General features: G+C 69.3%; 3 protein-coding genes. 1 reads left to right on the plus strand and 2 read right to left on the minus strand.

Annotated elements, in window-relative coordinates:
* The first annotated feature begins 32 nt into the window (after positions 1-32).
* Positions 33-578 carry a GNAT family N-acetyltransferase gene (locus tag AC1DKD_RS04680; protein WP_441626932.1) on the plus strand — a complete coding sequence of 182 codons (546 nt, stop codon included), beginning with the start codon at positions 33-35 and terminating at the stop codon, positions 576-578.
* On the opposite strand, the gene AC1DKD_RS04685 is transcribed toward AC1DKD_RS04680, so the two are convergent.
* Both AC1DKD_RS04685 and AC1DKD_RS04690 read right to left on the minus strand, forming a co-directional pair.
* Entirely contained in the window at positions 575-1006 is a 432-nt protein-coding gene (locus AC1DKD_RS04685) for a hypothetical protein (RefSeq protein ID WP_441626934.1), read from the minus strand. The genes AC1DKD_RS04680 and AC1DKD_RS04685 overlap by 4 nt on opposite strands.
* Positions 1007-1169: 163 nt before the next feature.
* A complete protein-coding gene (locus AC1DKD_RS04690) occupies positions 1170-14810 on the minus strand; it encodes a filamentous haemagglutinin family protein (RefSeq protein WP_477111517.1) in 13641 nt (4546 codons plus the stop codon).
* Between the last annotated feature and the right edge of the window lie 135 nt (positions 14811-14945).

Genomic DNA, 14945 nt, shown 5'->3' on the forward strand with positions numbered 1-14945 from the left:
CGGCACGGACCGTGTTTGACCGTACCACCCGCATGACTATCAGATCGATCGACTGGGCGCGCGACGGCGCCGGCATCCTGAATCTCGACACCAGCTACCGGACCGATCGCATCTACGCGGTAAGAAGCGGCCCGCTCGGCATCTGGCTGGTGGAACAAATCCTGGGGCAGCCCGTACTCAACCACTATGACGCGTCGGGCTTCGAGCAGGATTGCGCGCGGGCGGATCACGCGCTCGTCTTCGAAAGCGCCAACGGCGCCATCTGCGGCTTTGCCACCGTCAGGCTCGAGCGATGGAACCGGTCGGCCATGCTGAGCGCGATCTTCGTCGCCCCGTCATTCCGCGGTACCGGCATCGGCCGCGTGCTGCTCGGGGAAATCAACCGCCTGCTGCAAGCTACGCCAGCCCGCTGCCTGCGCGCGGAAACGCAGAATACGAACTATCCCGCCATCGGCTTTTACCGCGCGCTGGGATTCTCGCTGTGCGGGCTGGACTGGGATCTGTACGACCCTGACACCGCAGGCACGGAGACGGCGCTGATCTTCACCCGGCCCGTGGTGCGGAAGAACGCTGGCTAGGCACCGTGCCGCGGCGCATGGCGAAAGCCGATCCAGGCATGCAAGACACCAGCATGCGCGAACGAAGCGATGCCGAATGCGAGGGCAATACCTATGCTCCACAGCGCGGCCTCGATCCCGGGCGCGGAGGCATCGGCCGTGGCCACCACCGGCGCCACCATTTCCGGCAGCGCGCCCGTGCTCCAGCCCAGGATCAGGAGCATGGCGCAGCCGGCCGACATGCCCGAAGACAAGTACCGCACGGCCAGCATCCCGCGCCGCGCGAAGGCGGCCCGCCGATGCAGCTGGTTGATCCGCAGGATCGCCACGGCATTGGCGAGCGCCACGATGACCATCAGCGACGGCCAGAAGACCGGATGATCGCTGCGGGCGTCGCGCATCAGCAGGACGCCGATGGTGAGGAACGTCGGCGCGGCCAGGGTCGCCATGCAGCAGGACAAGGCTTGCCACGCCCACCACGGCCTGCGCCAGAGCAGGCCGGGCGATAGCTCGCGGCCGGCGGCAGCGCTACGCGCGAGTCGCTCCATCCCTGTATCCCCGCCCATATCGAGGCCCACCCGCGCACCGCATCCGGATGGGCCCCGCCCCGCGTCAACGCCGGAGATTGCGGCGCTCCGTGGCGGTCAGCTGGCTGAGCTGCGCTTCGCTCAGCTCCATCTGGCCCAGCACCTGCACCACCCCGTTGGGGTCGTAGCTGGCCGGCGCTGCCCTGGCCCCTTCCCTGGCCTTGGGCGTGGCATCGTCCCCATCCGTCCCAAAGCCGAGCACGCGCACGGTGAAGATCGACGGCAATCCCTGGCGCGCCGCGGTGCGCTCGCGCTGCATCGCGTCCTGCGCGGCGCTCACCGCCTGCGATGCTACCGCGCTGGCGTTGCTCAGCGCGCCGACGTTCACCGCGGCCAGCACGGGAATGCCGGTCGCCTTGCCCTGCACCTGGATGTTCTCCGCATTGACCACCCGCAGCGCGGCCAGGTTGACGTTGCCGGACACGCGGATGCCCGCTTCGCCGGCATCGATGGTGCCCAGCGGCGCGATCAGGTCGATGTCGCCCTGCGGCACCTCGGGGATGGGATTGAGCGTGGCAATGCCCGCGCCGGTGTTCGGCGTGGTCGGCGACAGGCTGACCAGGCCGATGCCGTCGTACACACGCCGCTGCGGCGTGTAGACCACGGTGGACTTGGAACCGCGCCCGGCGTTGATATCGCCCTGCGCCGACCACGCCAGGATGTTGCCGCCGAAGGTGGTGAAAATGCGGCTCTGCCCCAGCAGGATGCTGCCATTGGCGTAGATCTGGATCTCGCCCGCCCCCTGCGTCAGCACGCCCGAGCCTTCGCCGGGGACGAAACCGCCATCCACGCCGACCAGCGTGCGGCCACCCGGCGTCATGATGTTGATGTCGCCGCCGAAATCGGTGTGGATGCCGGCGTCCAGCAGGTCGTACACGCCGATGGTGGCGGGCCTGCCGGCTGCGTTGTGCTCGTCGCGCCGCAGGTAGGTGACGCCCTTCAGCGGCCGCTTGGTCGCGGGGGCATAGGTCGGGTCGGCGTAGTAGTTGGCGCTGCTGAACATGGTCAGGTCGCCCTGGTAGGCGAGCGCGTTGCCTTGCGCGTCATGCGTCGGGAACAGCGTGGCGATGGCTTCGCGGCCGCGCAGGTAGCTGCCTTCGCGCGGGCCGCCCGCCTGGTTGTATTCGCGGCCGGATGCCTTGAGCTCGGCGTAGTACACATTGCGCAGGTAGGCGCGCTGCTGTTCCGGCGGCAGCGCGGCGAAGAACTGACGCGCGTCCATGCTCGCCGCGTCGAAATGCAGCCCCAGGCCGTTGTGGCCGCCGAAACGGTCGCGCAGCCAGTTAACCAGGTGTAGCTGACCGGCCAGCCCGTACTCGCGCTGCAGGTCGCGCCTGGCGGCGGGCTCGCCGCTGGCTGCCGCTTGCTGGCGCGCGCGGTCGAGTTCCGCCTGCTTGGCTTGCAGCCAGGCTGGCGCGCCTGCCTCGTCGCCGGCGTAGCCGAACTGCGCGCGCAGCCAGTCAATCAGCTTCAGTTCACCGCTGTAGATAGTCACCGCCTTGCCCGGCTGACCAGCGAACGCCCGGCCCGGATCGGCCAGGTTGGCCGGGTCCAGGTAGCGCGCGGCGAAGGCGTTGAAGTCCGGCCCGTTGCGCCCCACGCCCGCGGCCACCGCGATGCCGGCACCGCTGCTGCGGTCGCCCGGCGTCACGTTGCCTGCGACCGGCCCGATGCTCTTGAGCTCGGCCCGGTCCGCCATGTACAGGTCGCGCCCGGCGCTGACTTCCAGCAAGCCGGGCCCGGCCACGTAGAAGCTGCTGTAGCGGATGTCGCGGCCGGCGGAGACCACCGATACATCGTCCGCGTTGTCATGCACGATCAGGTTGCCGCGCGCGCTGCCGCCTAAGACCGCAGTGGGTTTTTCAGCGAACGTGCCGTCTCCGCGGCGGGCCGGCATGTACCATCCGCGTGCCCCCTCCGGCGCCAGTTCGTACTCGCCCAGCGAGGTCCCGGCATTGACGAGATCGCGTCCCGCGTGGATCGCCACCGGCCCCCCGCCTTCATACCAGGTGCTGTACGGGCCTGGTGCGCCAAGGTTGTTTCCGCGATAGACGATCGTCCCGGTGCGCAGGCCGATGATATCGCCCTCCACCGCGTAGAAGCGGGCCGGCTGGCGGCCTTCGGCCACATAGCCCGAGGCTGTCGGCGACGTGAGGCTGAACAGCGGGTAGATCTGCCCGCTGCCCGCGGCCGTCATGTTCGCCAGGAACGCGCTGGACGGCAACCCGTCCGGGCTGATGTTGCTGATCTTCAGCGTCCCGTAGTGGATCTTCTCGGTGCTGCCCACGAAGGCCGGGTTGAACGGATTGGGCAAGGCCCTGGGATCGGCGCCCGACTGCGTGACCGCATAGCCGGCGGCATAGATGGAATCGGCCGCCAGCAGCTCCAGCTGGCCCGCGCCGGTGCGGGCATACTGCGGACCCACCGGCGACGGCGCGAGTATCACCGCGGTGGCGGACTGTACCGGCTTGTTCGTGCCGTCAATTGCGCCGGTGCTTGCGTTGCCGTAGTAGAGACTGCCGCTGGCCGCCACCGCGCGCAGCATCGACGGCATGACGAAGCGCCCGTCGGTGGCCGAGTGGTTGCTGTCGCGCCGGTCATCCGCCGCGGCGGTGGACGGCGTCATATTGCCGCCCGCGCTGAACAGGTCGATGCCGGTGGCCGGTGTCCACAGCGAGAACCAGCTCCAGCCCTCGCCGTTGTAGCGGATGCCGTTGGCGGTAAATGGCGTGCCATTGGTATTCAATGTCATCCGGCCAGCGTCGCCGACCCCGCCCAGCACCAGGTCGCCTCGCGTATCGATACGTACGCCGGCGTCGCCCGGCACCAGCACCGGCCCGCCGCCGGCGATGGACGACGTGGCCTTGTAGACGTCGTAGGCACGCGACTCTTCCGGGTCGGCGCGGTCGAAGCGCAACTCGATGCCGCCCACCGAGCCGGCCTCCACGCGCAACGCGCCGCGCAGGTTGACGAAGGTGCTGTTGAGGTCGCTGCGCACGCCCTGGTAGCGGGTCAGCGGGGTAATTTCGCCGGAAGGGGACGCGAAGGCGCGCACTTCCGCCACGGGATTCAGGCCGCCGCCGATGCGGATGTCCAGGTCGCCGCCGCCGGTCAGCGTGAGCTGCCTGCCATCGGCCGAGACCCGGCCCGTGCTGGCAACGGCCAGGTTCAGGCCCTGGCTGCGCGACAGATAGATGCCGGTCGCATCCATGCGCGGCGACAGCATGCCGGCGTCGCCGCCGGTCTCCAGCACCAGGTTGCCGCCACCGAGCGTGCCGATGCCGGTGAACCCGACCAGGAACGGCGCGCTCCCGAACAGTTCATAAGCCGAGCGCGGGCCGGCGACATAGCTGCCAAAGTTGACCCACCAGGCGGTAGGCACGCCTTCGCTGCCCGCCACGGCACTGCCCGTACCCTGGCGCCACAGCCAGTTGCCTACGGCGCTGTTGTCGTAGTGGGCGCGGATCGTGCCGATCGCATCGTCGCGTTGCTGGCTGGTACCGCTGCCGATCAGGTCACCCTTGACGTCGCCCTGGGCCCGTACCAGCACATTGCCACCGCGCTCCGGGTACCAGGCGCGGTACATGCTCTGGCCGCCGCCATCGACGAACGGCACGAACGCCGCACCGTCCGCGCCCAGCAACGTACCGTCCTGCGCGCTGGGGAGTGGCACGTCCTTGGCGCGCGGCAGGTTGTAGGCTGCGCCCACATTTGCGGACTGGGTCCCGGCGGTATAAACACCGAAGGGCGAGGTCATGGTGAAATCGCCGCCGGAGATCAGGTCCAGGTCGCCCGTGCCGGTGCGCAGCACGCTGAACATCTGCTGGCGGGCCGGCAGCATCTCATCCTTGTACACGGCAGGGGTGCCGTCCTTGACCTTGACGACCAGTTCGCCCAAGCCAATGTTGTTCAGGTCGCCGATCGCGTCGCCAACGCCAAAGCCCTCGACGGGCTCGCCCGGCACGCCCCACCCATAATTCACGACGTCGGGACCCCACACCCACTCGGATGGCAGGCCCGTTCCAGGCACCAGCGCTTTGCCCGGCATCAGCCCGTAGTGCGTGTCGGCCAGCAGCATGCCCGCGTGCTTGCTGCGGGTCTGCAAGGCGCGCGTGTCCGCGGCCTGCGTGTCCGCGCCGCTCACCAGCCGTATCGACCACGACTGCGAGCCCTCGGCCAGCATCGGCGCCAGCGCCCAGTTGCGGCCCTGGTTGCCGCTCGCGTCGCCGGTTCGCAGCGCCACCATGGTGGCGCCGCCGGGCAGCTTCACCACGGTTTCGCTCGGCACCACCGCGCCCTTGCGCAGCATGAGCGCGCTCGCAAGGACCACGCCGTTGAAGGCAGGATCCGCCGAGTCCTTGATGGTGCCATTGGGGAACGGCAGCGGCACGCCGGCAGGCCAGGTCATGGCGGCCACGCTGGCCGCGACCGGCAGGCGGTTGCCGGCATCGAGCTGCATGCCGCCGGCCAGCGGCACGTCCCTGGCCAGCACCGTGCCGGCGGCATGGATGACATTGCCCTGCGCGTCGCGCACGGCGCCGCCCAGCACGCTGCCCGCCGGCAGCACCAGGTCCGCCGCCAGCGTGGCGCGTGCCGCCAGCACCGTGCCGGCCCGCAGGCTCATGGCCTTCATCGGCAAGTCGTAGTTGAGCGTGCGGCCCGACTGGAAGAAGGTGTCTTCCGCCAATGTCACCAGATCGCCGTGCGGCACCACCACATCGCCGCCCCAGGGCACGCGCCCCTTCACCAGCACCCAGCCCTGGTCGTCCGGCGTGACTGGCAGGACCGAGGCATCGAAGCCATCGGTCAGGCTGCCGTAGATATTGAGCTTGCCGCCCGCGCGCAGCACCAGCGCGCCGGATTCTCCCGAGCCGTAGACGCCGGTCTGCTGCGTGTGCGGATTGACGCTGGCGTAGCGGTAGCGCGACAGATCGATGTCGCCATCGATATGCAGGTCGCCATCGGGCGTGGCGCTGACGATCTCCACGCCGGGACGCAGGTGGAAGGCGTCCGCATAGCCACGCAGGCCGGCGAGCTTGCGGTTCATCAGGTCGCCGTTGGCCAGCGCCTTGCCCATGAACTTCAGGCTGTCGTCGTGCTTGCGGTCCAGGTAGGCCTGGTCGATCACCTGGTAAGGACGGCCATCCGCCGCCAGGTCGGTGCCGGCGTCCGCGTCCCGGTACGTCCAGAAGCCGTTGACGGAGATCGACCGGGCGCCGTCGACGCGCACCGCGCCGCTGGCGTCGATGTCGATATCGTTGCCGGTCGCGCCACCCAGGCGCCGGGCATTGAGGTCTACCGTGCCGAGCGTCTGCGCGTTGGCGCCGGCGCGCAGGTCCATGCGCGCGCCGCTTTCCAGGGTGAGCCGGCCGGTGCCGGCATTGATTTCGATGGTCGCGCGGTTGGGCGCTTCGATGATCTGGCCATAGCTGTCCACGCGCAGCACCGTGCCGTGGGCGTCGAGCACCGCGCCGCCTGCAATGGTGACGCCTTGGCGCCCCGCCAGGCGGATGCTGCCGACCTGTTCGCCACTGGCATCGATGGTGCCGGCCACGGTGAGCTTGCCGCCGTCCACCGATACGCTGACTTCGCGGGCCTTGATTTCACTGCCCACCGTCAGGTCGCCCTGTTTGAGCTGGAAGCTGCGGCTACCGAAGAGCTTGCCGTCGTTAAGGCGCTGGTTCAGTCCGGTGAAGCCGGCGATATGCTGGCCGCGGATATCCGCGCCGCCGGCCGCGAACGGCACCAGCGTGCCGCCGGCATCGTAGTGGCCACTGCTGCCACCCAGGATGCTGCCACCCAGGTCGACGGTGCCCGCACCCGCGCCCAGCGCAAGCGCGGTCAGTTTGCCGGCGCGGTTCTCCACGGCGGAGAGGTCGATGCGGGAACCGGCCGACTGGCGCACGTCGCCGTTGCGGCTTTCCAGCACGACATCGCCGCCCCAGCTGTATTTGCTGACGTCGTAGAAGTCGATCTTGCGGCCGGCCAGGTCGAGCCTTGCGCCATCGCCCAGCACCACGTCGCGCTCGGCGGACACGGTGAGCTTGCCGCTGGGCAGCAAGACCGTGCTGTCCAGCGTCACGCTGCCGCCATCGAGCGCGATCTCCGCACCCAGCGCGTCGGCAAGGGTCTTGCCGGTCAGCGCCACCGGGGCCGCACCGGCGGGCGCTGCCACGCGGATATCGCCGCCGGCGGTGATCTTGTTCACCGATCCGGCGTGGCCGGTCAGCAGCGGCGTGTTGAGACGGAGATTGCCGCCACTATAGGCGTAGCCCTTGCGCGCGTCGTCCCATGCGCCTTGCGACTGGTAGACCGCGAGCGAGCCCCTGTGGTTGGCGGTGATGCGCTCGCTGGCGTTCAGGTCGACGTTGCCAAAGCCCAGGATCAGCCGGTCCAGGCTGTGGATGGTGTCGGGGCGGCTGCCAGGTCCGTAGCCGAATTCGATCTGCCGGGCATCGGCCTGCAGCCGGCCGCTGCCGGTGCCGGCGCCATTGGCCGCCACAAGTCCCGGCGCATTGGTCGAGCCGTTCCACACCAGGACATCGGTATGAATACGCGCCAGCGCATCGGCATTGCCATAGCCAAAGATCGCCGGCGTGCCCAGCACCAGCCGTTCCAGCGACGACTTGCCGGTGGCCGGGTCGATGGTGGACAGTTCCACCGAATCGTAGAAGCGCACTGCATCGCGCACGTTCAACACCAGGTTTTCCAGCGCCGGTGCGCCCTGGCTGGTGTCGCCCTTCAGCAGGCGGTCCAGGATGCCCTGGTTCAGCGTCAGGCCCGCGGGCAGCGCGTTGCGCGCGGCGACGGCCGCGAGCGAGGCTTCGCTGCCGGCGTTGACGCCCCCGACCGACAGCACCAGATTGCGCGTGCCGTAGCGGGCCGCGTCTCGCAGGTTGAAGCTCTGGTCCGTGGAAGCGGCGATCGTGCCTTCGGAGTAGAGCTGCGTCACGCCGCTGCAAGCCGCACCTGGCGCGCAGGCGCCAATGTCGATGAACCCGGCGCCGCGGGTGGGATCGGTGCTGTAGCCCGGCGCCAGCATGTCCAGCCACCCGTTGGACACCGCCAGCACGCTCAGCGCATCGGGCTGGTAGATGAAGCCGTGGGTGGAATCCCAGGCGGCCTTGCCCTGCCCCAGCGTGTTGATGCCGGCCCCCTGCTCCACCACGATGCCGCCGGCCTTGGTGTTGGTCACGAGGAAGACTTCGGCGGCCTTCAGCACAGCGCCAGTGCGCAGGACAATGTTCCCGGCGCCGGTGTCGAACGTGGCGATGTTGGCGCGCTGCGGCGTGCCCGTGATGGGATCGAGGTAGCGGACCGAGGGCAGGCCGCCGATGCCGATACGCGACGCGCCGATGGCATTGATGTCCGCGGCGTGCAGCGAGATGCCCCTGAAGCCCGGCGTCGGCGCCGTGCCGGCGGCCAGGATTTCGTAGTCGACGCCGTTGTTGCCGAGCATCAGCGCGCTGCCGCCGAAGCCGCCTTCGCCCGGCGTGTACAGCGTGCTGCCCGCGAAACGCAAGGCAGGCGCATCGCCAAGCGAGCCTTCTCTCACAGGCAAGGCGAAGTCGAAGCGCAGCGTCTTGGCATCGCGCTCCAGCAGGGCGCGCGGCACGCCGTTGCGCACCGCCTCGGCCTGCGCGAATGCAGCGTAGCTGGTCTCGTTGTACTGCGAGTAGGCGCGCAGCACATCGGCCGGCGTCAGGAAGACCTGCGTGGGCATGGCATTGCGGATGCCGGTGCCGGCAATGCCCATCTGCGCGGCCGTGGTGTACGAGCCATTGCGCATGGCAATGGTGCTGCCCGCCGGCATCGCGCCCGCGGCCATGCCGTTCAGTTCGACGCGGAATGCGCCCGGCAGCAAGGCAAAAGTGGAAGGCAGCAGCGTATAGGTGCCGGCGGGCAGGCCGGGAACGCCGGCGCCGATGGTGATCTGCCGGCCGATGGAGGGGTTGCTGGCCCCCTTCTCGGCGACGACCGGCGCGTAGCCCGCCTGCGCGCCGGGCACGATGGCGTAGACCGGGTTGGTCGCCAGGTCTGGCAAGGTGAAGCCGCCCTGCGCGCCCACCTGCACCAGCGGATTCATGCGCGCATCGACGGAGCCGCCGCGCCCGGCCAGGAAGGCCGCGCCGGTCAGCGTGCCGCCGCCCGTCATGTCCAGCACCGCCCCTTGCCGCACATCGATGGCATGGCCAGCCAGGGTGATGGCCGGGGTGTTGCCCACGCCCTTGAACTCCACGTCCTTGCCGTCATGGATATAGCTGAGCCCGTCGAGCGAACCGCCATAGGGCATGACCAGCCCGCTGGCGCTCACCGAGGTGACGCTGCCCGGCAGCAGGTTGACCAGCCCGGTGACCGTACCCGTGCCCGTGGAACCCACATTGATCTCGCCCAGCGGCGCGCGCAGCACGCCGCCCTGGTTCACCGTGGCCGCGCTCAGGCTGAGCCGGCCGAAGACGGAGTACGGCGCCTCCGGCAGCGTATCGCCCACGCGCTGGATATCGAGATGGCGCGCGGGGTCGAACTCGCGCAGCAGAGTGCCCCACTCGTTCACATAGTTGCGCTGCCCGACCACCACCGTGCCGCTGTCGCCCATGCCCGGATAGATCTGCGCGGCCGCCAGCGTCAGGTTGCCCGGCACGGTCAGGGATGCCGCGCGGTACATGCGGATATCGCCGCGGCTGCGCAGCGTCATGTCGTCGAAGCCGTTGCGCTCCACCTCCAGCGGCGTGTCCGCATTGCGATTGATGGTGCCACGCACGCCGGCACTGAGCGTGCCGGCCAGGTCCAGCAAGTCCGCCTCGACCCGCAGCGCGGACCCTTGCGCCACCGGCGCCACCTTCCCCGCGAGCCTTGCGGGGTTCGGCATGATGCTGTTGTCGAGCTGGCCGCGGGAAACGCCGGCCAGGCGCACATAGGGCGCGGCCATGCTGACCGCGGAGGCGGCGCCAGCATGCTCCGCGAGGCCGATGGCGCTGGCCGTCAGGCGCAGGCTCTGCGCCAGTGCCAGGTTCACATTGCCGTCGAAGCTGATGAGCCCGTTGGCCAGCAGCGCCACATTGCCGAAGCCGCCGGCATCGATGCGGTCCACGCCGATGCGCGCGGTACCGTAAGCGAGGGCCGCGTCGCGGTCTCCGGCTTGCAAGCCGTCCGCCAGGGCACTGCCGCCCTGCGCTTGCGCCAGCACCAGTTCGCGCGGCAGGCGCACCGCGTCTTCGACCCCGGGGCCCTTCTCGGTCAGGTTGGCCACCGGGCCGTAATTGGGCGTCTCCAGGCTCAGCGCCAGCGTGCCGCCGGCAGCGCCGTGGCCGCCGGACGCCGCGCGCAGGCTGCCGTCCAGGAACAGCCCGCGGTAGGAACTCAGCGCAATGACGCCACCGTCGCTCGCCACCGTGGTGGCGCCAAGGCCGGGCAGGTCCAGCACGGCCGAGGTGCCGGAGGCATCCAGGCGCGCGCCGGGGCGCACCACGACGAAGGCATCGGCGGCGTCCACCTGGGTGGCGTCGAGGTCATGGCGCGCGCCAACCTCGATCTTGCCGCCCTGGCCGACATGGCCGTAGACGCGCCCGCGTGCATCGACGGCGGTAACGGCGCGGCCCGCGGCATCGAGCACGGCGCCGTTGCCGATCCAGATCGACATCGTATCGGCGATGCCGTTGGGACGGCCCGCGTCGCTGCCGGTGCCCAGCGCGCCGGGCAGCACGGCGATGTTGCCGCCCCAGGCGTTGAGTCGGCCATCGATCGTGATCTGGCCATTGCCCTGCAATGTCAGCGCATGGCCCGGATCGACGCTGACGGTCGCGCCCTCTCCGATGACGAGCGGCGCCCGCGTGAAGACGGAACCCGCGGAAAGCGCGAGGTCCGCGCCGCCGCGTTGCGTCAGCCTGGCCTTGGCCGCGTCCTCCTGCCACAGCGGGGGGAGCCAGCGTTCCAGAGCCCCCGCGGGATCGGCACCGGTTGCCAGGGCGTGGCCCGCGGCAACATCAAAGCGCAGCACCGGCATCAGTACATCCAGCGCGGCGCCCCTGGCCACCTGCACGCCCTGGTGGCTGCCCACGGCATAGCGTGAGAAGCCACTCTGGAACAAGCCGCTGTCGAGCACCAGCAACGGTTTGACCGCCACGGCATCCGGCAGCTTCGTGCCTGCCAGCAGCCTGGTGCCTTCGGCCAGCACCACTTGCCTTGGCAGCGGCGTACCGGCCGCCAGCGTGATGTTGAACTCCGGCACGGGCATGCCGTCCGGAAACGCGTCCGCGGGCACCACGTAGCCTGGCGCCATGCTGCCGGACACGCGGTTCAGTACCGTACCCGCGGGGATCACGTTACCGTTGGCGTAGAAGTTGCCCCTGGTGTCCTGAATGAAGAAAGTACCGTTGGTTCCGCGCGGCACGGTCCATGCTGCCTTCAGGGTGTACGGGCGCGACGCGCTGAAGCCCGGGTTGCCGGCCATCGCCTCCCCTGGCGCGACGATATCGGACGCGAACGTGAAATCGCTGGCGAGCACCGTCCCGGCAGCCAGGGTGACGGCCTGCGCCAGGGTCAGGTTGACCGACACCGATTCACCCGCCGGCAGCAAGCCGCTGTCGGCCAGCAAGCCGCCGCCGATGGCAACGCCGATGCCGGTATCGATGGTGAGCGTGCCGCCGCCCCTGACGCCGTGGCCGCGCAGCTCGCCATCCATCCGCAAGGCGCCGGAGCCCTTGCCAGCGGTGTCGTTCTGGTTGGACATCAAGGTGATGCTGCCGCCGCGCCCGCCCTGGAGCTTGCCGCCCCGCAGCAGCGCCGCGCCCGAGGACACGTCGGCCAGGCTGCCCGCGCCGAGCGCGACATCGCCGCTACTGCTGATCGTGACCGTGCCGCCGTTCACGTACGGCAGCCCGTGGATATCGGTGGGATCCTGCTTGAGATTGGTCCACAGGCCGCGCGCGTCCAGCTTGACGCCCGGTCCGACTGTGACACCCGGCACATAGCCCTTTTCCGTCGGCACGGCTACCGGGACAGCCAGCCAGCCGCCGCCGGCGTCGCTCGTGAACCGGTTGATCATGTTGCCCAGCGCGATGCCACCGCCGCGCGCCGTGAGGCCCGCCTTGACGTCAACCTGCGTGGCGTGCAGCGCGATGCTGCCGCCCGTTGCCACCTGCACGTCGCCGCTCACTGCGATGCCATCCATGCCATAGACTCTCAGTGCGCCCAGGCCAAGCCCGTTGAGCCAGCCGGCATCCAACCGGATCGTGCCTTGCAGGTCTTCCGGCAGCGCGTCCGTCAGGGCCAGCCCGGACGCAATGCGTTGCACGGCGCCGATATCCACCTGCTTCGCCACGGCTTGCGGACTGTCGCGCAGCGTACCGCCCTTGCTGTCGTAGACCGGCATGACCTGGCCGATGATCAACTGGCCGGCACGCGGCGCGGCGGCCTGGGATTGCCTGTACCCGTCCAGGCCGCTGTCGGGCGCATTGCGCTGGCGGTCGCCCTGGAATACGGTGGCGTCGATATTGCCCTCCAGCACGGCCGACCGCGTACCGACGACCACCCGCCCGGCATCGCGCCCGACCGTGTAGCCGTTCTCCAGCCGCTCGGCCGGCGCGATCAGCGGACTGAGGAAGTATTCCGTGGTGTTCTTGCCCCAGCGCGCGTGCGTGTCCTCGAAGCCGCGATACAGCCCGGTGTAGAGATTGTCCGCGGGCGCCGTGGCCAGGTTGTACAGGCGCCCGTCCACTCCCTTGAGCCAGGTCTGCCTGATGGTGCCGCTCTGCACGTTCAGCGAACCGCCGGAGACGTTGATGCCGGACCCCGCCTGCGTGACCAGCTCGCCGCCGCTGAAGCCCACCGTACCGCCCTGCGCGGCCCATTCGCCGATGCTGTGGCCGCCGGTGCTCAGGTAGCCGCTGACTTCCAGCAGGCCGCCGCCCGTGTACATGCGCTCGGTGGCATAGCCGTTGGTGCCCGCGGCGACGCGCACCAGGGTGCGGCGGTCGATCCAGATATTGGCGTTATTGAGCAGCTTGCTGTCGCGGTTGAGCGGCGAGTCCCGCTGCTCGTTGCCCTGCACGTTGACCATGACGTTGTTGGATTCCATCGCCACGCTGACGCCCACGGCGCCGGCCACGTCGATCGCGGCGCGGTCCGCCACGCGCGTGCGGCGCACGGCTCCCACCATCACCTGGCCGCCGGTGGCGAGCGTCATGGAATCGGACTGGAAGTCGACGTCGCCGCTGGAATCGATCTTCACGAGCGACTGGTCGCGCCGGTTGTAGGCGCTGTCGCTAAGCCGGGTGGAATCCTTGACCAGCGCGTCGCGCTGCGCATCCAGGGCCGTGGCGTTGCTGTCGTCGAGCAGGATGGCGCTGACGCTGTTGGGCGCCAGTGTCACGCGGCTCCCGGTGTCGCCCGTGGCCTTCAGGTGCAGCGTGCCGCGCGTGTTGACCGAGGTGCTCGCGAGAGCGACGCCCTTCTGCTCCACGTTGCCGCCGGTCAGGGTGATGTCGCCGGTCGCGGCCTGGATCCAGCCGCTGTTGCTGACGAGCCCGGCCAGGTTGCCGGCATTGCGCCGCACATCGACTTCGTTGCCGCGCGTGCTCGAATCCTGGTTGGCGTCCGTGCCCACGCCCTTGCGGATGATAAAGCTGTCGCCGGCCGCCAGCGTGGTCTGGCCGCCGGGCGTCACGATGGTGCCGCGGTTATGCGTCTCGCGCCCGGCCAGCAGGACGTAGCCGCCGCCTTCCGTCACCGATTGCGGCTTGCGCGTTTCGATCCGCGCGCCGGCTTCCACAACCACGTCGCCTGTGGCATTGCCATGCGAGGAAGTCGCAGTGCCCACGACCAGGTCGTTGGCGAGCGTCGGCACATAGGACGCGCCCAATGCGTCGCTGTAGAGCCCCTTGCGGAACTGCGAATCGGTCATGCCCACCGCTGCGGCCATCAGGTTGCGCGTATTGACCTGGCTGCTGCCCGAGAACACGATGCCGTTGCGGTTGACGATCATTACCGTGCCGTCAGCCTTGATCTGCCCCTGGATCTGGCTGGGACGCGCGTGCGGATCGTTGACGCGGTTGAGCACCGCCCAGCTCGGCTGCTGCTCGAAGCGCAAGGTGGTGCTCTTGCCGACGTTGAACGTCTCCCAGTTCAGGATAGCCTTGTCGGCGGTCTGCTGGACGGCAACCTGCGTCCTGCCGTCGACGACCTTCTGCCCGGTTTCCTTGTCCAGCGGCCGCGCATTGATCCAGCCCGCGGTGAGGCTGTTGGTGTCCACCTTCAGGCCGCCTTCTGCCAGGCCGTCGGGGACCGATGGGTCATTCATCGCAGCCTGGCGTGCCGCCGCCTGCGTCGCCTGCATGGCGGCGATGCCGCGCGCCGCCGCATTCAGGTTATCGATGGAGTGCCGCAGTTGTTCGTTGGCGCGTTGCTGCTGTGCGAGGGGGTTGGTCAGCGATGCTGCCGGCTGGCCGTTGGGCAGGCGGCCGGTTGCAGCGGCCGTGTCCTGCATCATGTTCTTCTGCGCCATCCAGGCGCGGCTGAACGCCTGTTGCGCATGCGCGCTGTGTATTGTCCCGCCCGCCGCCACGAGCAGTGCGATGGCGTGGGCCACGGGCCTGATCGTGAGTACCGTCCTGCTGAATCGCTCCGTCTGTCGCGAAGGCATCTTCTTGTAGTGAACGCGCTTATCCATTCTGGCTTTCATCCCCGTCAAGCAAATTCGGCGAGTCCCGCTCGCGTGTATTGCCTGGCGAACCGGTCCTGCGATTGTGTCCACCGACGGTTTGCTGTCGATGCTCCTGGGATCTAGACCGTTGGGGGCGGGGGA

This window comes from Cupriavidus sp. 05T313 (assembly GCF_056396665.1).